At 59.2% G+C, this 16,807-nt stretch carries 27 protein-coding genes, 1 tRNA gene and 2 pseudogenes; 15 read left to right on the top strand and 15 right to left on the bottom strand.

Annotated elements, in window-relative coordinates; all coding sequences use genetic code 11:
* Position 1 precedes the first annotated feature (1 nt).
* The 3 genes from ACX3P0_RS15845 to ACX3P0_RS15835 are packed head-to-tail and all read left to right on the top strand — an operon-like array spanning position 2 to position 2,276.
* Positions 2-1,501 carry a tripartite tricarboxylate transporter permease gene (locus tag ACX3P0_RS15845; RefSeq protein ID WP_459077712.1) on the top strand — a complete coding sequence of 500 codons (1,500 nt, stop codon included), beginning with the start codon at positions 2-4 and terminating at the stop codon, positions 1,499-1,501.
* Positions 1,502-1,522: 21 nt separating this feature from the next.
* Complete coding sequence (locus ACX3P0_RS15840) at positions 1,523-1,918, top strand: GlcG/HbpS family heme-binding protein (protein ID WP_459077713.1); 396 nt, start codon at positions 1,523-1,525, stop codon at positions 1,916-1,918.
* A complete protein-coding gene (locus ACX3P0_RS15835; RefSeq protein ID WP_459089885.1) occupies positions 1,872-2,276 on the top strand; it encodes a type II toxin-antitoxin system VapC family toxin in 405 nt (134 codons plus the stop codon). The genes ACX3P0_RS15840 and ACX3P0_RS15835 overlap by 47 nt, the downstream gene beginning before the upstream one ends.
* On the opposite strand, the gene ACX3P0_RS15830 is transcribed toward ACX3P0_RS15835, so the two are convergent.
* Entirely contained in the window at positions 2,273-2,926 is a 654-nt protein-coding gene (locus tag ACX3P0_RS15830) for a FadR/GntR family transcriptional regulator (protein ID WP_459089995.1), read from the bottom strand. The two genes, ACX3P0_RS15835 and ACX3P0_RS15830, sit on opposite strands and share 4 nt — an antisense overlap.
* Positions 2,927-3,384: 458 nt before the next feature.
* Between ACX3P0_RS15830 and ACX3P0_RS15825 the strand changes: the two genes are divergently transcribed.
* Entirely contained in the window at positions 3,385-3,531 is a 147-nt protein-coding gene (locus ACX3P0_RS15825; RefSeq protein WP_459089884.1) for a hypothetical protein, read from the top strand.
* Positions 3,532-3,706: 175 nt separating this feature from the next.
* Positions 3,707-4,240, top strand: a pseudogene (mobF, locus tag ACX3P0_RS15820) (MobF family relaxase); the annotation flags it as partial.
* Positions 4,241-4,363: 123 nt separating this feature from the next.
* Here the strand turns inward: mobF and ACX3P0_RS15815 are convergent.
* A pseudogene (locus tag ACX3P0_RS15815) lies at positions 4,364-4,558 on the bottom strand (P27 family phage terminase small subunit); the annotation flags it as partial.
* A gap of 311 nt (positions 4,559-4,869) precedes the next feature.
* Between ACX3P0_RS15815 and ACX3P0_RS15810 the strand changes: the two are divergent.
* On the top strand, positions 4,870-5,175 hold the full coding sequence (locus tag ACX3P0_RS15810) for a hypothetical protein (protein WP_459089882.1): 306 nt from the start codon (positions 4,870-4,872) through the stop codon (positions 5,173-5,175).
* Positions 5,176-5,177: 2 nt separating this feature from the next.
* On the opposite strand, the gene ACX3P0_RS15805 is transcribed toward ACX3P0_RS15810, so the two are convergent.
* The gene (locus tag ACX3P0_RS15805) at positions 5,178-5,558 is read right to left on the bottom strand and encodes an HNH endonuclease (RefSeq protein ID WP_459089880.1); all 381 of its coding nucleotides are present in this window, start codon (positions 5,556-5,558) and stop codon (positions 5,178-5,180) included.
* Positions 5,559-5,628: 70 nt separating this feature from the next.
* Between ACX3P0_RS15805 and ACX3P0_RS15800 the strand changes: the two genes are divergently transcribed.
* The 3 genes from ACX3P0_RS15800 to ACX3P0_RS15790 all read left to right on the top strand — a co-directional run bounded on the left by ACX3P0_RS15800 (position 5,629) and on the right by ACX3P0_RS15790 (position 7,217).
* Entirely contained in the window at positions 5,629-6,006 is a 378-nt protein-coding gene (locus ACX3P0_RS15800; RefSeq protein ID WP_459089878.1) for an MliC family protein, read from the top strand.
* A 431-nt stretch (positions 6,007-6,437) separates the two neighbouring features.
* Positions 6,438-6,734, top strand: a complete 297-nt coding sequence (locus ACX3P0_RS15795) for a DUF982 domain-containing protein (RefSeq protein WP_459089876.1) — start codon at positions 6,438-6,440, stop codon at positions 6,732-6,734.
* Between the two features lie 60 nt (positions 6,735-6,794).
* Positions 6,795-7,217 (top strand): hypothetical protein, encoded by a 423-nt coding sequence (locus tag ACX3P0_RS15790; protein ID WP_459089874.1) that lies wholly within the window; start codon positions 6,795-6,797, stop codon positions 7,215-7,217.
* 2 nt (positions 7,218-7,219) lie between these two features.
* On the opposite strand, the gene ACX3P0_RS15785 is transcribed toward ACX3P0_RS15790, so the two are convergent.
* A complete protein-coding gene (locus ACX3P0_RS15785; RefSeq protein WP_459089872.1) occupies positions 7,220-7,441 on the bottom strand; it encodes a TraR/DksA C4-type zinc finger protein in 222 nt (73 codons plus the stop codon).
* A gap of 224 nt (positions 7,442-7,665) precedes the next feature.
* Here ACX3P0_RS15785 and ACX3P0_RS15780 point away from each other — a divergent pair, with 224 nt between their 5' ends.
* Positions 7,666-7,971: a DUF1236 domain-containing protein gene (locus tag ACX3P0_RS15780; protein WP_459089870.1), complete on the top strand. Its 306-nt coding sequence runs from the start codon at positions 7,666-7,668 to the stop codon at positions 7,969-7,971.
* Between the two features lie 115 nt (positions 7,972-8,086).
* Here ACX3P0_RS15780 and ACX3P0_RS15775 read toward each other — a convergent pair whose 3' ends face one another.
* Complete coding sequence (locus tag ACX3P0_RS15775) at positions 8,087-8,836, bottom strand: hypothetical protein (RefSeq protein ID WP_459089868.1); 750 nt, start codon at positions 8,834-8,836, stop codon at positions 8,087-8,089.
* A 340-nt stretch (positions 8,837-9,176) separates the two neighbouring features.
* On the opposite strand from ACX3P0_RS15775, the gene ACX3P0_RS15770 reads away from it, so the two are divergent.
* Complete coding sequence (locus tag ACX3P0_RS15770) at positions 9,177-9,506, top strand: hypothetical protein (protein WP_459089866.1); 330 nt, start codon at positions 9,177-9,179, stop codon at positions 9,504-9,506.
* A gap of 112 nt (positions 9,507-9,618) precedes the next feature.
* Here the strand turns inward: ACX3P0_RS15770 and ACX3P0_RS15765 are convergent, their stop codons facing one another.
* The 9 genes from ACX3P0_RS15765 to ACX3P0_RS15725 are packed head-to-tail and all read right to left on the bottom strand — an operon-like array spanning position 9,619 to position 14,475.
* On the bottom strand, positions 9,619-10,314 hold the full coding sequence (locus tag ACX3P0_RS15765) for a hypothetical protein (protein ID WP_459089864.1): 696 nt from the start codon (positions 10,312-10,314) through the stop codon (positions 9,619-9,621).
* On the bottom strand, positions 10,314-10,514 hold the full coding sequence (locus ACX3P0_RS15760) for a hypothetical protein (protein ID WP_459089862.1): 201 nt from the start codon (positions 10,512-10,514) through the stop codon (positions 10,314-10,316). The genes ACX3P0_RS15765 and ACX3P0_RS15760 overlap by 1 nt, the downstream gene beginning before the upstream one ends.
* Positions 10,511-11,134 (bottom strand): toprim domain-containing protein, encoded by a 624-nt coding sequence (locus tag ACX3P0_RS15755; protein ID WP_459089860.1) that lies wholly within the window; start codon positions 11,132-11,134, stop codon positions 10,511-10,513. The genes ACX3P0_RS15760 and ACX3P0_RS15755 overlap by 4 nt, the downstream gene beginning before the upstream one ends.
* On the bottom strand, positions 11,131-11,469 hold the full coding sequence (locus ACX3P0_RS15750; RefSeq protein ID WP_459089858.1) for a primase-helicase zinc-binding domain-containing protein: 339 nt from the start codon (positions 11,467-11,469) through the stop codon (positions 11,131-11,133). Before ACX3P0_RS15750 ends, ACX3P0_RS15755 begins: the two co-directional genes overlap by 4 nt.
* Positions 11,459-12,562, bottom strand: a complete 1,104-nt coding sequence (locus tag ACX3P0_RS15745) for a DEAD/DEAH box helicase (protein ID WP_459089856.1) — start codon at positions 12,560-12,562, stop codon at positions 11,459-11,461. Before ACX3P0_RS15745 ends, ACX3P0_RS15750 begins: the two co-directional genes overlap by 11 nt.
* The gene (locus tag ACX3P0_RS15740; RefSeq protein WP_459089854.1) at positions 12,460-12,966 is read right to left on the bottom strand and encodes a DEAD/DEAH box helicase; all 507 of its coding nucleotides are present in this window, start codon (positions 12,964-12,966) and stop codon (positions 12,460-12,462) included. Before ACX3P0_RS15740 ends, ACX3P0_RS15745 begins: the two co-directional genes overlap by 103 nt.
* Complete coding sequence (locus tag ACX3P0_RS15735; RefSeq protein ID WP_459089853.1) at positions 12,963-13,418, bottom strand: helix-turn-helix domain-containing protein; 456 nt, start codon at positions 13,416-13,418, stop codon at positions 12,963-12,965. Before ACX3P0_RS15735 ends, ACX3P0_RS15740 begins: the two co-directional genes overlap by 4 nt.
* Entirely contained in the window at positions 13,415-14,299 is an 885-nt protein-coding gene (locus tag ACX3P0_RS15730) for a ParB/RepB/Spo0J family partition protein (protein ID WP_459089852.1), read from the bottom strand. Before ACX3P0_RS15730 ends, ACX3P0_RS15735 begins: the two co-directional genes overlap by 4 nt.
* Entirely contained in the window at positions 14,296-14,475 is a 180-nt protein-coding gene (locus ACX3P0_RS15725) for a hypothetical protein (protein ID WP_459089851.1), read from the bottom strand. Before ACX3P0_RS15725 ends, ACX3P0_RS15730 begins: the two co-directional genes overlap by 4 nt.
* A gap of 136 nt (positions 14,476-14,611) precedes the next feature.
* Between ACX3P0_RS15725 and ACX3P0_RS15720 the strand changes: the two genes are divergently transcribed.
* From ACX3P0_RS15720 to ACX3P0_RS15705, 4 genes are all read left to right on the top strand, one after another.
* The gene (locus ACX3P0_RS15720) at positions 14,612-14,815 is read left to right on the top strand and encodes a hypothetical protein (protein ID WP_459089850.1); all 204 of its coding nucleotides are present in this window, start codon (positions 14,612-14,614) and stop codon (positions 14,813-14,815) included.
* Positions 14,806-15,009, top strand: coding sequence for a hypothetical protein (locus ACX3P0_RS15715; protein ID WP_459089849.1), 204 nt, complete (start codon positions 14,806-14,808; stop codon positions 15,007-15,009). The genes ACX3P0_RS15720 and ACX3P0_RS15715 overlap by 10 nt, the downstream gene beginning before the upstream one ends.
* 349 nt (positions 15,010-15,358) lie before the next feature.
* Positions 15,359-15,658 (top strand): helix-turn-helix domain-containing protein, encoded by a 300-nt coding sequence (locus ACX3P0_RS15710; protein ID WP_459089848.1) that lies wholly within the window; start codon positions 15,359-15,361, stop codon positions 15,656-15,658.
* A 17-nt stretch (positions 15,659-15,675) separates the two neighbouring features.
* Entirely contained in the window at positions 15,676-16,503 is an 828-nt protein-coding gene (locus ACX3P0_RS15705) for a tyrosine-type recombinase/integrase (protein ID WP_459089847.1), read from the top strand.
* A 62-nt stretch (positions 16,504-16,565) separates the two neighbouring features.
* On the opposite strand, the gene ACX3P0_RS15700 is transcribed toward ACX3P0_RS15705, so the two are convergent.
* Positions 16,566-16,642: transfer RNA gene (locus ACX3P0_RS15700), tRNA-Arg, on the bottom strand.
* Positions 16,643-16,807: the final 165 nt, after the last annotated feature.

Genomic DNA, 16,807 nt, shown 5'->3' with positions numbered 1-16,807 from the left:
TATGTCCTATCTTGATAATCTTTCCCTCGGCTTCTCGACAGCGCTCAGCCTAGGTAATGTAACCTATTGCTTTATTGGCGTCTTCCTTGGAACCGCTGTCGGCGTCCTGCCCGGCCTCGGTCCGGTCGCCACCATCGCCATGCTGCTGCCGATTACCTACGGTCTCGATCCCACCACCGCGCTCATCATGCTTGCAGGCATCTATTACGGTGCTCAGTATGGCGGCTCGACGACCGCGATCCTGATCAATCTTCCCGGCGAATCCTCGGCTGTCGTGGCGACGCTCGACGGTCATCAGATGGCGCGCAATGGGCGTGCCGGCGTGGCGCTGGCCACCGCTGCGATCGGGTCCTTCGTTGCAGGCACAATTGCCACGGGCGTGATCGTGGTCTTCGCGCCAATCCTTGCCGGCCTCGCGATCCAGTTCGGGGCGGCGGAGTATTTCGCTCTCATGGTGTTGGGGCTGATTGCATCCGTTGTTCTGGCCAGCGGCTCGCTGTTTCATGCGCTCGCGATGATCCTGATAGGCATTCTTCTGGGCTTTGTCGGGATCGACGTGAATTCCGGGCTGGCGCGCTACAGTTTCGGCAGCATGCAGTTGTCCGATGGCATCGACTTCGTGGTGATCGCGATGGGCGTGTTCGGGCTTGGCGAGATCATGGCCAACATTCATGAGCAGTCGAAGCGTATCACCACGCAAAAGGTTACGTCCCTTTGGCCGACACGCGCTGATTATTCACGGATGTGGAAGCCGATTCTGCGCGGGACCGCCATTGGTTCGGTGCTGGGCGTGCTGCCCGGCGGGGGCGCGCTCATGTCGGCCTTTGCCGCTTACGCCATCGAGAAAAGATGCTCGCCCAACAGTGCGGAATTTGGCCATGGCGCCATCGAGGGGATCGCGGCGCCGGAATCCGCCAACAATGCCGGTGCGCAGACATCCTTCATCCCCATGCTGACGCTTGGCATTCCCTCCAATGCGGTCATGGCGATGATGGTTGGCGCGCTGATCCTGCAAGGCATACAGCCCGGACCGTCCGTGATCACGGAGAACCCGACCTTGTTCTGGGGGCTCATTGTCTCGATGTGGATCGGCAACCTGATGCTGGTGGTCCTGAACCTGCCGCTGGTAGGCATGTGGGCCAAGCTGGCCAGCATTCCCTATCATTTTCTATTCCCGGCGATCCTGATGTTCTGCTGCGTTGGCGTTTACAGTCTGGAGAACAACAATTTCGGCATCTTCCTGATGGCTGGCTTTGGTCTTTTTGGCTATGCGCTCAAGCGTCTTGGCGCGGAACCGGCACCATTGCTGCTAGCCTTCATTCTTGGGCCGATGCTGGAAGAGTATTTCCGGCGCGCGCTGCTCATATCACGCGGTGACTTGAGCGTTTTCGTCACCAGCCCGATCAGTGCCGCCATGCTGGCTGTTGCAGCAATCCTGATCCTGATCGTTGCCCTGCCAAGCGTTACCCGGAAACGCGAAATCGTCTTCAAGGAAGACTAATTCGTCACTAGGAGATAATCGATGAAGCTCGCCTATGCCCAAGCGTTGTGTACTACCATGATCGAGCAGGCGCGGTCCGGCGGGTTCAAGCCGGTTGCAGCGGCCGTACTCGATGCGAGAGGCTCGGTTCGTGCCGTTCTGGTCGATGACGGTTGCAGTATTCGGCGGGCCGAAATCGCCATCGCCAAGGCCAATGCCGCACTTGCGATGGGAGAAACCACCCGGGAACTGGCAGCAAAACCGCCACACTTCCTCGCAGGTATCGCGCATATAGTCGGGGGAATGGTTCCAACGGCTGGAGGTGTGTTCGTGCGGGATGCGTCTGGCGCTGTCATCGGCGCTGTCGGCGTGTCGGGCGAGTCTTCAGATAATGACGAGCGTATCGCACTGGCAGCGATCGAAGCTGCTTCTGCCTGACCAACGTTGGGCGGATTGGTCGATCGCGCAGCTTGAGGCGGCCAGCCTTGATGGGCCGCTGGTTATCAACGATGTCGTCTATGCAGAACTCGCTGTCCGCTACGACAGGGTCGAAGATCTTGACAGGTTTCTCGACGAGGCCGGGTTGGAGATGGTGCCGATGCCCCGGGCAGCCCTGTTTCTAGCCGGAAAGGTGCTCACAAAATATCGCCATGCGGTCGGATCGCGTACTGGCGTATTGCCGGACTTTTTCATTGGCGCCCATGCGGCGGTCAGCCAACTTCCTGTGTTGACCCGGGATGTTGGTCGCTACCGCACGTATTTTCCATCTCTACGATTGATAGCACCGGCTTTCTAGCGAATACCCAGACGCTTCTGAGCGCTTTCCAAATGCGCGCGCAGGCCGCGTCTGGCAGCCTCGGCATCGCCTCCGCAGATGGCGTCATAGATGACGCGATGCTCATTGAGAACCAACTCTGCATATCCGGCGGTTTTGGCTGAATTGTGCCGCGCTACGCTGATGTTCTCTCGCAGGACCTTCTCGAGATAACTGGTGAATCTGGTGATCTGGCTGTTCTTGGACATCTTCGAAATTGCCAGGTGGAACTCCAGGTCGGCCGCAACGCCCAATTCAAGGTCTGACGTTCCTGCCACCAGGCTCTTGAAAACGTCCTTGAACGTTCGCAGGTCAGTCTTGGTCCGGCGCAGTGCGGCGAGGGCGGCGGCCTCGGCCTCCACGCCGACGCGCAGCTCGAATATCTCGCGCACGATCTCAGGGTTCTGCGTGTCTTCGATTCGAAACGGTCTTGCGATGTCGTCCGCTGCGGTCACGAACACTCCCAGCCCCTGCTTGCTGATGACCAGACCGTCCGCCTTCATGCGCGAAATCGCTTCGCGGATGACCGAGCGGCTGACCTCAAAGCTGTCTGCCAGTTCCGCCTCGGAGGGAAGGCACTCCTGGGGCTGGATCGCGCCGCTGTTGATATCGGCGCTGAGCACCTCGACAATCTGGTCGGAAAGGCGGAGTTGATGGGGATATAGTCCGGTCGGCCCGAACCATGGATCCGCGCACGAAAGTCAGCGCGAGATACATCTTCCATCCGGTTCTCGAAACCGAGCTTGATGATGTCGTATAGCTCGCGCATCCCGGCGGCGTTGTCGCCCCAGCTAAAATTCTTCGTAAAACTTCCAGGCTTCCAGACTTCGGGTTCGTCGGCCATTGCTTTGAGTTCAGAGATCGGAAAGACAACCTACGTGTTAAGATTTAAGAATCAACTGGCCACCACTCGTAAACGCTGCGTCTTGGTTCCATCCTCAAAAAGGGAACAAAGCGAGAGCACATTCCGTTGACCGGAGAAGATTCTAGCCACCTACGAAGACCGTCATGGCCGCAACCCAGTTGTGCCTGATCGGTTTCATCGAGTCCTAAACTCCCACATCCGTCATCGATCTCGTCGACACGATCCTTGGCCACCACCACGGCAACGCCGCGCGCCCCGATCCGGGACCTGCTCGAAGACGCCGACTTCCTGCGGGACCATCTCCACGTCGCCGCCACCTTGATGACCAAGGGCACGGGTAGAGGCTGGCGGCCGAGGCACGAGCGCGTCTGACGATCTCAGCATGGTCCGGTTTCAATATTGCGGAACGCAGCCTCCATTTGGTTCGCAAGCTCGTATTATCGATCCCTAGGTTTCCCGAAGTGGCCGGCTTTCTTCCATTTGTTCCCGATCTCGCGCGCCCAATTCCAGTGATCATCGACGGCATTGATCAGTGGAGACTCTTCCGATGGTGGCAACGATCGCGGCGGGCACGAGCGCCGGATATTATCTCGCACAATCCGAATATTATCTCGGCGGCAGCGAGCCGCCGGGAACGTGGATATCTGCCGGCGCCGCCTTCGGCATCGTGAGGGGCGGGACAGTCGAGCGGCTGCATGCCGCCACCGGCCTTGATGGTCACACGCTGCTCAGCAATGGCGGCGGTCGCATTGACCGCGTTCCCGGCTACGACGTGACCTTTTCGGCGCCCAAATCCGTTTCAGTACTGTGGGCCTTGGGCGACCCGGAACTGCGGCAGAAAATAGAACAGGTGCAGGCGGCAGCGGTAGAGGCTTCGATCGGCATTCTGGAGAAAAATGCCACCTTCAGCCGGCGCGGCAGGAACGGGCTGAGAAGCGAGGTGGTTGGTCTGAGCGTTGCCGCGTTCCTGCATGGCGAGGCGCGGCCGACTGAACATGCCGATGGCCGTGTCTTCGCTGATCCGCAGCTTCACACCCATGCTGTTATCCTGAACCTCGCCCGGCGCGCCGACAGTACCGTTGGCACACTCGATGGAAGAAGGTTGTTTGCCTGGAAAATGGCGGCGGGTGCGGCCTATAGCTTTGTTGTTTCCGCGACGGGGCTTGGAGACCACGCCGCTCTCCGCGACTTCTCGATACATACGGTCGAACATCAGATACGCGCACACCAGGCGCTGGATCGAATGACCATTGGCAGCTGCCAGCAACTGCCGATCCTTCAATTCCGTGGTCGCGATGCGCCAGTGTTCCTTGGCCGCCGCTATCTCCAGCACATCGGAGAACAGGCTTTCCCAATCCGGCTCGACAACGATGGAGCCGGTGCCTTCAATTACGTTCATGTTTCGAACCTGTCACAAATCGTTGGTCGACCGAATCGAAGTGCCTTGCCTACAACCACCAAGCGGCGGACCCTCGGGCGAGCAAGCGGGCTGGGGTCTCGGCAATGCTCCTTCGGGAGCGCCAGCTTATGCCTTCGATGCACATCATCCCTACGGGATGGCCCCAACTTTTATGTTTGATTTTGGTCTCGGTGAATTCGGAGGGGGGACGCGGGTCTCCATCTGGATCGGTTCCAGACTTTGACCCACCCCCACCTGGGATCGGCTTCGCCGTTCGTGCGTTGTGAACCCACAAAATGGGAGCCAGAGCCATGAACGTTGCCAACCTCCAACTAGAAGGCCTCTTGATGGCCATCGCATCGCTTAATCACGTCCTCGTTCGGAAGGGGATCGTCTCAGCGGAGGAATTAGACATCGCCTTACGCAAGGCTGAGGCAGGCGAGACTGACCAGGAGCGGGCTGAGGGTATGTCCTCGTCCAATCGAGACGCCATCAACTTTCCGATAAGGCTACTGCAACTTGCTAACCAGTGTCAGCCAGAGGCGGACATGCCCTCATTTTCGAAGCTAACTCGTATGGTTGGTCAGGTGAAGGAGCCTTACAACGACGAAATGTGAGATCACTCAAGGTTCCATGGATGCTGTGGGTCCACTGGCCTGCCTGCCTCATCGCACCCGATCGTGTAGCCGCGCGCTTCCTCCTTCTGGATCAGCGTGTCATGGCAGGACTTGCAGACAGCTTCCGTGTTCTCCAGGTCGAAGAACAAGGCAGGGTCTCCCTTGTGAGGCGTCTTGTGGTTGACCACCGCAGCACGGGGATGGTGTCGGTTGCCGGCGACCAGCAGGCAGGTGCAGCGCTGGCAGGTGTAGAGGTCGCGCAGTAACGCCTGCTGCCTGACGCCGTGTGGACCGCACCAGCGCTTATCGCGGTAGAGCTTGCGGTATGCCTCGGCCTCGGCGGTTCGGTGATGCCGGCGCCGCTGCTTGTCGACCAGCGCCATCTGCGGTTACCTTATGTGCTTTCAAGCTGGTTGCTCCCAGCGACAGGACCCAACAAACCGATGGATCTTCATGAAACGTATTCACAAAATCGCTACCGCAATTGCTGCTGGCTTGGCGTCTAGCGCCAGCTATGCACAGCAGACCCAGCCCAACGTCACAATCTCAATCGACATGCCAGCCGAAGCGGTCGTCAATTCCGTGACATACGGATGCGGCGACGGAGTATCATTATCCGTCAGCTATGTGAACGCAGACCCAAACTTTCTCGCTATCGTTCCGGTCGAGGGCAAGTCGATCATTTTCGCCTCAGCCATTTCAGGATCGGGTGCGCGATACACATCAGGCAGGTATGAATGGTGGACGAAAGGCGACGATGCATTTCTCCGAGACCTGACCGATGACGAAAGTGAAAAGCCTATGCTGGAGTGTAAGGTTCCCCAGAACTGATCTCCAGTAGCCGGGTAGGTTCGAGCCGAAGCTTCTGCCATTGCCTGCCGTAGCCTCGCTCGGTGGGGCTTTGCGGTGGCTTGCTGGGCATGGGAGGTTGGCTCCATCGAACTCAGCACATGGACCAAGCCAGATCATTGAAACGGCAGGGCGCGACCTTATGTCAGTCGTGCGCTGATCATTCTCCTCCCACTGTGGTCGGCGCGTTCCCCCTCTGAACTTGGCCGGGCATCGTGCTCGGCCTTTTTCGTAAGGTTCTGCTGCTTCCTGACGCCTGTGCCTGGTGGGTGGTGGCCTGGTGGCTTGCTAGGCATGACGGTCCTGTACATCCTCACGTAAACGCCTGCCTCTTTCTCCATTTGTGACGGAGCGAATCTCGGTTCGGACTATTTCTGCTGCTGGATGAACCTCATCACAATGGAGCGGCACCAATGACCAATCTCACCTTCGCTAAGCCCGTATCAGTTTTCATAGGCCTCGGCTTTCCCCGTGATGTGGGAACCGTCTCGGGCGCCTACGACCTGTTGCTGGAATGGAATGGCATTTCGGACATGGATTACCACGGTGCGCTTGAGGTTTGTCGCAAGGCACTCAATGGTGAGAGAACGGCTGAAGATGCGTGTGAGGCGCTTGAACGCTTTGCCCATAACAGGGGCATTCTTTCAGAAGAGGCTCTCGATCGAGCTGCTAGCAACGTTGCTCGGGAATGGGGAAGGCTAAGCGCCTGACCCTGCTGCTTGTCGGTCAGCGCCATGTGTGGTTTCCTGTTTCAAAAGCGGAGGATCGCTATGTTTATCCGACACACGTTGGCGGCAGCCGTCCTGTCAGGTGCCGCGCTCGGATGGATGCTGGTCAACGCGATGGCTGGCGAAATAAGCAGCCAAGTTCGTGAACAGGCACTAGCGACCGTGGCGCTGTATGGAACGGAGAAAGCGGACGCTCTCAACTGTCTCACGCATGAACCAGCGGTCGGCATCGATATGCGGAAGGTCTTTAGCGAGGACGAGGCTCACGTACATACGTCATGGCTGTCAAATGGTGGAACGGCAGAAGAATGGTCCAAGTTCGAAGGTTCATTCAGCCTGACGGTCGAGACTCCAACGGATCAGTGCCCCGAGATATTGGACGACCTCTATCTGATGAGGTTTTCTGGCCGTCTACTTTCCATGCGCTCCCCGTTCAAAGAGATGAGCTCCCGTCCGCAGTTCTGATCTCAACGCCGGATGATCGCGATATCGTTGTCGCGCATCGAATCCAGCATTCGTTTGTGCCTACGCTCGCGGGCCTTCTCACATGAGATGCAGCGTTTAGCCAGCGGCATGGACTGAAGGCGGGCCGTCTCGATGTCGTCGCCGCAGTCCACGCACTTGACGGGTTTAGGGATTGCCTTGCCGAGTTTCTGCCTGCCTCGGGCGAGACTGATGACTTGGCCCATGGCCACTCCTGATATTTGCCCTAGTCGGACCCTTTCGGGCGAGGCGCTCACGAGACTTTCCAGCCACCATTAACCGACTGCGGCTATCTTCGGCGGCCGTCGCCTACTCGCACCGCGCACTGTCGGAAGGGTAACGCGGAAACATTAAGCCGAGCGAGGTGCCACGTGTACGGAACCGTTTCGCTCGCGAACGGTTGGTGCACGTAAACCCAGGAGATATTGAAATGATGTTACGCAACACGCTTGCTATCACCATCCTTCTCGCGGGAACCGCATTCGCGGCTGCCCAAACGGTCATAGTCTCCCCCGAACAGGAGATCGTGGTCCGTGAATACGTGAAAACCAACCCGGTAGTCGTTGACCGTCCATCCAACTTTGAACTGGCAGTCGGGGCTATCATCCCGGATATCCTCAAGCCGGGTGAGCTTGCCGAAAACACGCTGGATACCAAGTATCAGTATGTCGTCATGGACGGCCGCACCGTTCTGATCGAGCCGGAAACCCGCAAGGTCGTACACATCATCGACTGATCCGGCGGGCGCCCTGGATGAAGGACACTGCATCGGGGCGCCTTTACCACCCGACAGCGACAGAAATCAACTGCCGCAATAGATCGACCCCATCCCTGATCGGGCCGCCTCTGATCTAAGCCGCCTTCCGCCGCGCCTCTCGCTGGTGCGAAATTAAAAGGGCCTGCTGTAAAATGTAGAAGGTCAGTAAAATGGCCGCGTTAAGCTCGAAGACTTCTTCCATGGCGGAGAGAACGCGCGCCGATGTGCCGGCGTCGATGATCTGCGCCAAGCCGATGAATCCGACATGCAGGAAGAGCAGAGCATGGCCGGATAGCTGGGTCGCAGTACCACCGATACCCTTCATCAGGGCGAATGTCATCAGTCCCATCGACACCACAAGCATCAGGCCCAGCCACAGCCAGGCGATATCCTGGTTGAAGCCGCGCAATAGCCGGTATGCAAGGATCAGCAGGTCGTGAAAGCCGTCCAACTGCCCGCCACCATAAAGCGGAAGAGGCTCAAATCCGAATAGCCTTGATCCGAAGCTGGTTTCATCCATTAGCTCGGCGAACCCGATCAAGCCCGCCAGCAGAAGCGGTATCCGCAGCCCCAAAGTCCCAACCAAAACTGCTGCCCCGAGCACTGCTGCGATCAGGAAGACGACGCTGCCCATTTCGATGATACCGTCTTCCTGCAACAGCAAAGGCCGGATGTCAGGTGAGAGAATAGCGACCAGCGCGGCAGAGACGGTAACAATTCCGACCGTGACTAAAGCGCAAATCCGAACATGGAATTGGCTTGACGGGCTTAGGCGATTCTCGATGGTATCGCCTTGCGTTACCCCGCTGCTATCTGTCGGATGCATTATTTGCGACACGATCATCTCCCGTAACAGCATCGTCACGGAACCGTCATGTAACCTCCGTTTTAGGCAAAGGAAGGGCAACCGGCAAACGCGGCCGCCTCGCAAATGGCGTTCCCGCACTCTGGCGGGAGGAATTGCCTTGCCCGCGCTGGCTAACCGCTGAACATCTAGCTCCTGGGGTGTGGGGCACTTGGCGGGCAACTGGTTGCGCAGGTCCGATTTGAACGGACGAACTCTGGATTTGGAGATCAGTGAGCTACCGGGCTGCTCCGTCCTGCTGAAAAGACGGCGTCGTTGGAACAAAAGGATGCGCGCTTCTGTTCTGTTTATTGGGCACTTAAACAGAAGGACGTGTTAGATGAAAAACCGCTTGTTGATACTAGTCGCAGCGATTTCGATGACCGCTGGGTCCGCATTTGCTGCCTGTCCTGATAAGTCGGCACCAAATAGCGGGACTGAGCAAACCGCCGGTATTTCCAAGGACGGCACACACGCTCCGCTCGAGAAGCCGAAAGCGGAAAACGATGCCAATAATGCCGTCAAAAAGGACGGTAACACTATGCCGCTCGCAACTGAGGAAGGCGGTGGCGACAAGAACTTGGCCACATCTCAGCAGGATGTTGAGGCGCAGCAGCAGGGAGACAAGACCGCCGCTGCCAAGACTGATGACGAAGCGTGTAAAGATTGAGCCGAGACAGGTCAGCGGTACCCTAAAACGCAAAACCCGCAGCTCAATCGGGGCGGGTCACCGGCGCAACTTTGCACCATGACTATCCGTATAGGGGTTTCGTGACGAAAGGTCAACTCGTTTCGGGTGCGGAACGAATTGACCTGTTCGCATTCCCCAGGAATTGGAAATGGATTGCACATTGGCGAAGATCATTGGCCAGCACGATCGCGATCTCCCGTTCGCCTCGCATTTCCAGCCTGCCGATCTCGGATGCGGTCATGCCCTCGACGCAGTACATCATCAGCCTTTCAAACGAGAAATGGCCAAGTTTGGCGACCGCGCCGTGCAAGTCGTCGATTGCGGCCACGCGCCCGTCGCTGATCCCCGTCGCATAGCCTGACGCTGTTCCACGAAGGAAGTCGGCGGAACTCGCCACAGCAATGCCGGCGCGCTCCCAAAGCATTGCGAACTGGTTGCCAGCGTGGAAAAGCGCATTCTGCTTGTTGCGGCCGTACCGCCATTCCAAGGTGCCGGGCCGACAACGAATGGTGCGGCGTGCTGTCCGATCGATTGAGATTTTCACCTTGACCTTGGAAAGCTGCGAACTTTCTTTGCCGCCATCGTCGCGCTGAAGTTTCGCCGTTTGCCGGCGCGCACGTTCGTCGGCCTGGTGTCGCGCCTTGTTGGTCGCTCGGATTTGCACGTCGGTCCGTGGAGGCTTGACGACACCCGCCATGCGCCCAGCCACTCGCTCCTTATTCAGATCGCGGCGCTTGGCACCGTCGATGCGGATGCCGACCATCGGTGCTTTCTCGTGTTGCACCATTATGCCGACTTCCTCTCTGCTGCGTTGCGATAGCCGGCCTCGGCCTGTTGCAAGACACCCAGTTCGCGTTGCCTCGTTTCGAGGTCATGTTCCGGCCGGCGCTTTGCCCCGGTTGAAAACGTGTCGAGCCAGGTCTGTTTGCTCCAGACCAGCTTGGCGATCTCATCGGCCATTTCGGAGTGGGTGAATTGCCTGCTCATGCCGCCGCGCTCCTTTCGCGGAGGATGTCGTTCCAGTCGATGCCGGCTCGTTGAGGCAACTCGACCGTGACCGTCAGCTTCTTGGCCTTCAATCGCCTCGCCAGCCCGTAGGCCACGGCCTGTCCAGTAAAGCTCGCGTCGTTGTCGCCAAACACCATGACGGTTTCGACGTTTGCCGGCGGTTCCCATGCCGCGAGCAGATCAGCGGTGAGCGCTGCCCATACCGGCACCCCAAACAGCAGCGAGGCCGACAGTGCGGTTTCGATGCCCTCGGCTATGCCGAGCGTGCCTTCGTGCGGCATAAGCCGGACAGCGGCTCCGGTTGGCATGAATCCGAGCATCCGGCGCGGCGAAGACACCCCGGCCTTGTCGCCTTCCTTGCTGAGATAGATGCGGTGAAGCGCGGCGCGCTCGCCAGCGTTCCGAGCAGCGTCGGAAGGATCGACGCGAGCAATCATGGCGGGGTGCCAAGACGCTCTCTGACCGTCTTCGAAATAGCGTTCATCTGCGACTTGGCGAAGTCCAGTTGGGAAAGTCGCGATCCCAACACGCCGGTTCAGATATCGACCGGCGGCATCGTCTAGCGTGATCGGCTTTGCCCGTTTCCACAACGCGCTCATGTCGTCGCGCTTTTTTGGTCGTCGTCGCGCTGCCCGGCCTTCGTGGGCATAACGACTGCACCGCCAAGATGTTTTTCGATCTCCCTGACCGCTTCCTTGAATTCCACGCCCATGAACCGCTTGGCGAACTCAACACCTTTGCCGGCACCGCATTGCGAGCAGTAGAACGACCCGCTTCCGGCCTTGTCGTCGAAGCGGAACCGATCCTTGCCGCCACAGCCGGCAAACGGGCACGGGCCATGCTTGCCACTCAGCGCCTTCACCGGAACGCCGACGCATTCGAGTACATGGCGCCATTTGCCGTGCGCGCGGTCGGCTATCGGCTCACGCTGCATGTTGCGTCTCCGACTTCGCCCGACCCTTGGCGTAGCGAATGTTCTGCGACCGTATCCAATTCAAGAAAGCCGCGTCGGGGGCTTTCGGCTCACGATGCAAACCGTTCGGCCAAGTGCCGTAGCGGGCCATGTATTTTGCTTTCGCGTAGTTCGAGCTGTAGTCACGATCCTGCTGGATCCAGAGCAGCATCGACCAAACCTCCTGCTTGGAATGCGGGGTGACGTCCTCCTTCGATTTCTTCTTGCCCTTGAGCGCGATCAATTCGCCCTGGCGTTCTTCGATTGCCGACTGCCGTTGAGGTTCGAACCCGCAGGACGGACATTTCCGAACGCCAGCCGGCTTGAGACGCGAACAGGACGGGCATTCCTTCGGCAGCGACAGTTGGCGTTCCCTCTTGCTCCCGACACTCTTCTGGTGCTTCCCGGTGTCCAGCGCCTCGTGGTGGATATCGTCGACGAAGCCGAGACGGATCGTTGTGTCGCTATGGTCGAGGATCAGGCAATCGGCCTTTCCCTCGGTTGAACGCAAGCCGCGCCCGATTATCTGCGTGAACAGGATTTCCGATTTCGTCGGCCTTGTCAGGATAATGCAGCGCACGTCCCAATCGACGCCGGTCGTGAGGGTGTAGACGTTGCAGACAACCTTGATCTGGCCATTGCGAAGCCTATCGCCGATCAGATTCCTCTCGTCGGGAGGCGTGTCCATGTCGATGTAGCCGGTCGACACTCCAGCGGCTTCGAACTCGTCGGCCAGCTTCCGGGCATGGGCGCGGTCGACCCCAAAGCAAAGCGTCGGACGATCCTCGCCAAGTTTGAGCCATGTCGACACCGCATCGGCGATCAGCATCGGTTGGCTCATCACGTCGGACAGTTCACCCTCGTGATAGTCTCCGGCCACGGTGTGAACCTTCGACAGGTCGGGGTGCGACGGCGCGAAAACCTTGTAGGGCGAAAGGTACGTCCGACCCGTGACCGGGTTGACGGTGTTGATCAGTTGCTTGGTCGTGGTCGGGATAAGCAGATCGTCGTAGTGCTTGCCCAGCCCCTTGGTCCAAGGCGAGGCCGTAGCCCGATGAACGGCACTTTCTGCCATTCGTCCTTGGCCATCCACGTACCGTAGAAATCGAACCACTTATGGGCCTCATCGACGAGCACCACGCCAGCGCGGGGGATACGCCGGTGTATCAATGTTTGGATCGTGGCCACCTGTATGGGCTGATCCGGGTCGGTGCCGGGATGGTCCGCCTGCATGATGCCGATGGACGTGATGCCCTGCTCGTTCAGGCGTTCGACCGTCTGGTCCACGAGCGACAGGAACGGCACCACGAACAGGACTGGGTTGCCCTTGGCCATAGCACCTTCAACGATCGCCGCTCCGATGACCGTCTTGCCGGCACCGGTCGGAGCTTGGAGCATCGGGCGCTTGTGGCCCGTCGCCAGCGAGTGCCGGAGCAATTCGAGCGCGTGGTCCTGATGATCGTGCAGGGTGAACTTCAAAGGGCATCCTCCGAAGCCGGCATCCCACCCTTGTAGGTCAGTGCTCTACCTTGAGAGGTTAGTGCCCCGCCTTGGGTAAGATAGTTCCTTGGTGGTTTACCGGACTCTGTGTCCGCTGGTCGGGCGTGAAAGTCCGCTGGTGATTTCGGCTTTGGCGACCTGCGGACAAGTTGTCCTATGGCAGCCAAATTTAGGTGGATTTTGTCCGATTGAAGCTGACCAGACGGCAGCGACGGACGCTTTTCCCGGCGAAGCAAATCGCGCTTTTCCAGTTCGGCAAGCGCGCGCCGAATTGAACGATCAGTAAGCTCCGACTCAGCCGCGATTGTCTGCTGGCTGGGCCAAGCAACCCCGTCATCGTTCGCATAGTCGGCAATCGTCAGAAGGACGAGCTTGCGCGTGGCGCTGCCCGTTTTCTGCTTCTTTGCCCATGCCATCGCGTGAACGCTCATTTGTCGAGCGCCTCCATAATCGCGCTCATGCGATCGGCAAGGCCTGATGCCCTCTGGCCAAGAACTGCACGTTGCCGGCCGGCAGAGCGGATCAGATCATCGATTGGAACTGTCACGATGCTGTCCGTCATCGCGATGAAGGCCTCGAACATTTTGGAGCCGCCTTCGCTTTGGCCATTCGAGGCTGTGGCGGCGTATCGTCCGGCTATCCCGCCATGGCGAGGCTCCTTGTCCTTCTGGCGCTCATAGGCTAGGTCGCGCTTGACCGCGTGGACCTGTTCGTTGGGAAGCAGGCGCTTGATCTTGTCGAGGTAGGCCCCGGTGTCGAGCTTGGTTCCTCGGATGAGGTTTGCGGCCTCATCGATGACCTTTTCGCCCCGCTCCGCGTCTCGCTGGACGGCTCGCTCGGAACGACCGGTTGCGGCGGCTGTTTCCGCCGTGAAGCGGTCCACTGGTCCCGTTTCGCCAACTTGGCGACTCGGGAGTTCATCGCCCCGTTTGAGCGTCGATTCCCGCTTAGTCTCGGGGTGCAATTCCTCGTAGATCGCCTTGCGGCGCGCGGTTTGCTTCGTCCGGTCCACCGGCGAAAGTTCCGCCCGGCAGAGGTTTTCGTCGATCATTGCCAATTCGGCGTGAAGATCGTCGTCCTTCACGATGATGCAGGGGATTTCCCGCATACTGGCCAGATCGCAGGCGGCAAAGCGATGACTTCCGGCGATCACCTCGTAGCCAGTTCCCGACTTGCGGACGCGGATCGGATTGACAAGGCCAATCGTCTCGATGCTTTCAGACAGACCGGCAAGGACGGCATCGTTTAGAGGCCGGGCGTCGGCGCGGCGGTGTAATAGTTCAACTGGAAGGATGGTGATTTGGGTGGTCAAGCGCCGCCTCCAAAGGTTGGGTTGACGGGAGGAAACATCACGACGTTGGCCGTGGCTTCATCGTCGACAATGTTGAGAAAAAGCCACCACGTGCGCTTAGCGGCCATGGCGTTCTCGAATGTCGGCTCGTTGTCGGCCAGTAGCTTCGCCGCCCTGTAGGCCTCGAAAGCCGCCAACTGACCGTCCTGAAATCGAGGGGGGGGGGCGGTGGGAAAGGCATCGTTCACGCCGCTTTGCACTGGCCAATACCGGAACGGGCGGACTGCTCGACGAGGCGGTCGCGGTCCTTGCTGACCGGAAAGGCGGTGCAGTATGAGCGCTGAGCGCAATATCCCGGTCGACTGCATTGACCAGCTTCGCCAGATCGAAAACGAACTCCGCACGATCTGGCTGGCGCTCGGGAACACGACCGACATCGCCGAGGACTACCTTTGCGATGTTCGCGAGGCAGTGAACGGAGTCACCAACCGTCTTGATGACACCTGCAAGATAATGGAGGGCAGATCATGCGGCTGATCCGCTCCCTGACAGCCCTTGCCTTGCTCAAGGCCGGATTCTGGCTACTCGACCGCGCCGGTGGCCTGCTGGCCGATAAACCGGGTCCGTTTGCGACCCGGTATCGCCCCGTCGAGCGCATGCTGCTCGGCTCTATCATAGGCCTTGCCATCTGCACCTTGTGGATATGGATCAGCGCGAGGGCGGGCCGATGAACGCGGCCTTTCACCTTGTCGGTATCGGCGCAGGGTCCGGCCCGGGATCAGGCATTGGCCCCGGAGGCATCGGCGGCTGTGGATCGGGTATCGGATGCGGCTGGGTCGCCATTCCGTGCAGCGGTGGATTTCTCGTCTCGTCCGGGTTCGGATTTGGTTCCTCGTCCGGCAGTCGATCCGGGTCCGGCTCATCAATCGGCCTGGGTTCACGACCAGGTACTGGCGGTACATCTGGGTCTGGATTTGGCTTGCGCGGGTCGGGCATGGCTCTGTCTCCCTTTCGGGCTACCAACTGCGATTCGGTCGGATTGGTTCCTGATGCGCTGAAATCGTTGGGGAGGGAGTCGTGATGAGCGCGAACGACAACGTCGTCGGACATGCTCAGTCCTTCACGCCTGAGACGCTCGCCGCGAGATGGCAATGTTCTGCCCAGCATATCCGTGACCTGGTGGCCAAGGGCGAGTTGCCTTCTTTCCGCGTTGGCCGTTTAATCAGGATTTCCGTCGAGAGCGTGCAGGAGTTGGAATGCCAGAGATCAGATCGAAACTCTTTCGGGGCTCATGGTATGCTGTCTGGTCCGATGATTCCGGTGAAACTCAACGTCGCTCCCTCCGCACCAAGGATAGTGAAGAGGCCGAACGTCGGCTGATCGACTTTCGAAGGGACATGGCCGCGCCGCCGGGATCGCTCGTCGGCGATATCGTTCAAGCCTACCTCGACGAGAAGAAAGACCGGATCGCCGCGCACGACCGGCTTGTCTTCGGCTGGAAGCAGGCCAAGGCGACTTTCGCCCATCTGCGTCCCGACCAGATTACACGCGAACCCTGCCGAGATTACATCGACATGCGGCGCTTGGCTGGCCGGCAAGATGCGACCATCCTGAAAGAGATAAACATCATTCGGCAGGCGCTGAACTGGCGGAAAGTGACTGGTGCCGCCTTCGAAGCGCCGAGCGCCCCACCGCCGCGTGACAACCATTTGACCAAGGCGGAATACAACAAACTGCTCGCCTCATGCATACAGCCTCATGTCCGCCTGTTCTGCGTCCTGGCGCTGACGACTGCCGGCCGAAAGACGGCCATCCTGCAGTTGACGTGGGATCGGATCGATTTCGAGCGCGGGCTTATCCATCTGGCCGTGGTCGGCGAGAAAAACCGGAAGGGCAGGGCAGTGGTGCCGATGACCGATCGCGCTCGCGCCGAACTGCTGACCGCCAAGAAGGCAGCACAGTCGCCCTATGTGATCGAGTATGGCGGCGAGAAAGTCTTGGACGTGAAGAAGGGGGTCGCGGCGGCCGTCACGCGCGCCAAGCTTCCGGGCACCGTTCCTCACGATCTACGACACAGCGCGGCCGTCTGGATGGCCGAGGCAGGCATCAGCATGGACGAGATCGCCCAGTTTTTGGGCCACACGGACCCCGGCGTCACGTTCAGGGTCTACGCCCGCTTTTCGCCCAATTACCTACGAAAAGCGGCTTCAGCGCTCGAATATTGATCCAAGCCGGTTCATTTGAACCGGTGAGCGCTGTCTGAGGTGCTCGTAAGTGGTTGATTTTTTGGCGCACCCGACAGGATTCGAACCTGTGACCTCTGCCTTCGGAGGGCAGCGCTCTATCCAGCTGAGCTACGGGTGCCTTCGGGATCGGCGGATAAGATCCAGAAAACGAACCGGTCGGCGAACCGAACGGTCGCAGCTTCTTAGCGGAAGCTTCGCAAGGCTTCAACGGGGGAAATGGGAAATGACCCCTGGCCCCAAGGACAAAGCCGAAGCGGGTTTGTCGAACACGGCGGCCGGTCAT

This window comes from Mesorhizobium sp. A556 (genome assembly GCF_054489545.1).
The sequence above is the reverse complement of the archived record's forward strand: the minus strand, read 5'-3'. Positions and strand labels throughout refer to the sequence as shown.

What these genes read in the sequence shown, in the direction of transcription:
- ACX3P0_RS15750 (WP_459089858.1), bottom strand. Translation starts at nt 11,469, where the DNA reads ATGCAGCGTGAGCCGATAGCCGACCGCGCGCACGGCAAATGGCGCCAT.
- ACX3P0_RS15800 (WP_459089878.1), top strand. Translation starts at nt 5,629, where the DNA reads ATGAAACGTATTCACAAAATCGCTACCGCAATTGCTGCTGGCTTGGCG.
- ACX3P0_RS15715 (WP_459089849.1), top strand. Translation starts at nt 14,806, where the DNA reads ATGCGGCTGATCCGCTCCCTGACAGCCCTTGCCTTGCTCAAGGCCGGA.
- ACX3P0_RS15765 (WP_459089864.1), bottom strand. Translation starts at nt 10,314, where the DNA reads ATGGTGCAACACGAGAAAGCACCGATGGTCGGCATCCGCATCGACGGT.
- ACX3P0_RS15710 (WP_459089848.1), top strand. Translation starts at nt 15,359, where the DNA reads ATGAGCGCGAACGACAACGTCGTCGGACATGCTCAGTCCTTCACGCCT.
- ACX3P0_RS15770 (WP_459089866.1), top strand. Translation starts at nt 9,177, where the DNA reads ATGAAAAACCGCTTGTTGATACTAGTCGCAGCGATTTCGATGACCGCT.
- ACX3P0_RS15755 (WP_459089860.1), bottom strand. Translation starts at nt 11,134, where the DNA reads ATGAGCGCGTTGTGGAAACGGGCAAAGCCGATCACGCTAGACGATGCC.
- ACX3P0_RS15835 (WP_459089885.1), top strand. Translation starts at nt 1,872, where the DNA reads ATGACGAGCGTATCGCACTGGCAGCGATCGAAGCTGCTTCTGCCTGAC.
- ACX3P0_RS15735 (WP_459089853.1), bottom strand. Translation starts at nt 13,418, where the DNA reads ATGAGCGTTCACGCGATGGCATGGGCAAAGAAGCAGAAAACGGGCAGC.
- ACX3P0_RS15720 (WP_459089850.1), top strand. Translation starts at nt 14,612, where the DNA reads ATGAGCGCTGAGCGCAATATCCCGGTCGACTGCATTGACCAGCTTCGC.
- ACX3P0_RS15785 (WP_459089872.1), bottom strand. Translation starts at nt 7,441, where the DNA reads ATGGGCCAAGTCATCAGTCTCGCCCGAGGCAGGCAGAAACTCGGCAAG.
- ACX3P0_RS15705 (WP_459089847.1), top strand. Translation starts at nt 15,676, where the DNA reads ATGGCCGCGCCGCCGGGATCGCTCGTCGGCGATATCGTTCAAGCCTAC.
- ACX3P0_RS15745 (WP_459089856.1), bottom strand. Translation starts at nt 12,562, where the DNA reads ATGGCAGAAAGTGCCGTTCATCGGGCTACGGCCTCGCCTTGGACCAAG.
- ACX3P0_RS15775 (WP_459089868.1), bottom strand. Translation starts at nt 8,836, where the DNA reads ATGATCGTGTCGCAAATAATGCATCCGACAGATAGCAGCGGGGTAACG.
- ACX3P0_RS15805 (WP_459089880.1), bottom strand. Translation starts at nt 5,558, where the DNA reads ATGGCGCTGGTCGACAAGCAGCGGCGCCGGCATCACCGAACCGCCGAG.
- ACX3P0_RS15840 (WP_459077713.1), top strand. Translation starts at nt 1,523, where the DNA reads ATGAAGCTCGCCTATGCCCAAGCGTTGTGTACTACCATGATCGAGCAG.
- ACX3P0_RS15810 (WP_459089882.1), top strand. Translation starts at nt 4,870, where the DNA reads ATGAACGTTGCCAACCTCCAACTAGAAGGCCTCTTGATGGCCATCGCA.
- ACX3P0_RS15790 (WP_459089874.1), top strand. Translation starts at nt 6,795, where the DNA reads ATGTTTATCCGACACACGTTGGCGGCAGCCGTCCTGTCAGGTGCCGCG.
- ACX3P0_RS15760 (WP_459089862.1), bottom strand. Translation starts at nt 10,514, where the DNA reads ATGAGCAGGCAATTCACCCACTCCGAAATGGCCGATGAGATCGCCAAG.
- ACX3P0_RS15795 (WP_459089876.1), top strand. Translation starts at nt 6,438, where the DNA reads ATGACCAATCTCACCTTCGCTAAGCCCGTATCAGTTTTCATAGGCCTC.
- ACX3P0_RS15780 (WP_459089870.1), top strand. Translation starts at nt 7,666, where the DNA reads ATGATGTTACGCAACACGCTTGCTATCACCATCCTTCTCGCGGGAACC.
- ACX3P0_RS15845 (WP_459077712.1), top strand. Translation starts at nt 2, where the DNA reads ATGTCCTATCTTGATAATCTTTCCCTCGGCTTCTCGACAGCGCTCAGC.